2 protein-coding genes are annotated in these 1,229 nt (G+C 38.6%); both read right to left on the reverse strand.

Annotation, left to right across the window (positions count from 1 at the left end; translation table 11 throughout):
• Positions 1 to 49 precede the first annotated feature (49 nt).
• On the reverse strand, positions 50 to 865 hold the full coding sequence (locus FEM55_RS12415; protein WP_138281702.1) for an IS3 family transposase: 816 nt from the start codon (positions 863 to 865) through the stop codon (positions 50 to 52).
• A gap of 2 nt (positions 866 to 867) precedes the next feature.
• Positions 868 to 1,161: a transposase gene (locus tag FEM55_RS12420; RefSeq protein ID WP_138281703.1), complete on the reverse strand. Its 294-nt coding sequence runs from the start codon at positions 1,159 to 1,161 to the stop codon at positions 868 to 870.
• Positions 1,162 to 1,229 lie beyond the last annotated feature (68 nt).

Raw genomic sequence — 1,229 nt, forward strand, 5'->3', positions numbered from 1 at the left:
TATGATACCTCGATTATGTTAGACCACTAATTTAGGTTTGTTAGTTGTTTTAGGCGCACATTTCAAACAGCTCTGCAGGCTTTTTTCGATCTATTCCCTGGTGCGCTCTGAAATGATATCTATCCAACCAATTTCTAATCCCTGCATATAATTCGAGTCCGGATTCACACGGATTCAGGTACACATACTGGTACTTGATCGTTCTCCAAAATCTCTCAATGTAAATATTATCCAAAGCTCTTCCCTTCCCATCCATGCTAATTTTTACTTTTTCTGCCTGCAAATATTCGATGTAGATCTTACAGGTAAATTGTGAGCCTTGGTCACTATTTATAATTTGAGGCTTTCCATGTCTAACAATTGCCTCTTTGACCACTTCAAGCGATGCATTGGCATCCAAGGTATTGCTTAATCCCCAGCCGACAATATACCGACTGTATACATCGATAATTGCAGTTAAATACATAAATCCTTTCTTCATCGGGATATATGTGATATCAATTTCCCATACTTGATTCACACCTGTAATATTCAGATTTTGAAGCAGGTATGGATGAATATACTGCTTTTCTTTAAGTATTGTAAGATGTCGGCGTGGGTATATCGGCCGTATATTGGCCAAACGCATCAATCGTCTGATCCGCTCATAACCTGCTGAAATCCCATTCTCAAACAACATTGACTGCATAGTCAAAACTCCTGCAGTTGGCTCCTCAAAAATGTGCTTATCCATCATTTGCATAATCCTGAGGTTCTCTTTTGGCTCTCCTTTGGGCTGATAGTAAACCGATGACCTACTGATCTGCATGAGCTTACATTGCTTGCGAATGCTCAGCTCACAGGTATTTGTAATCAGTAAACGCATATCTATGACAGACCCAACCTGTTCAAGCTTTTTTTTAGAAAATCTTTTTCCATCTCTAATTGGCCGATTTTCAAATAAAGCTTATCGATATCTGCATTACTGGCAACTTCTTTTTTCCCACCTAGTTCAAACGCGGCCGCTGAGTTTGCTAGAAATTCCGATTTCCATTGTGATATCTGATTCGCATGCACATCAAACCGAACCGCAAGCTCAGAAAGGGTTTCTCGTTCTTTTAGCGCTTCAATAGCCACTCTCGCCTTAAATGATGAATCAAATTTTCTACGCATCTTTTTCATTATTTTATCCTTGTTTAAGTTACTAAGTTTTAACTAAACAAGTGGTCTGAATTTGTAGAGGTATTATA

Origin of the sequence: Dyadobacter sediminis (genome assembly GCF_005860765.1) — a bacterium.
Classification (GTDB): domain Bacteria; phylum Bacteroidota; class Bacteroidia; order Cytophagales; family Spirosomataceae; genus Dyadobacter; species Dyadobacter sediminis.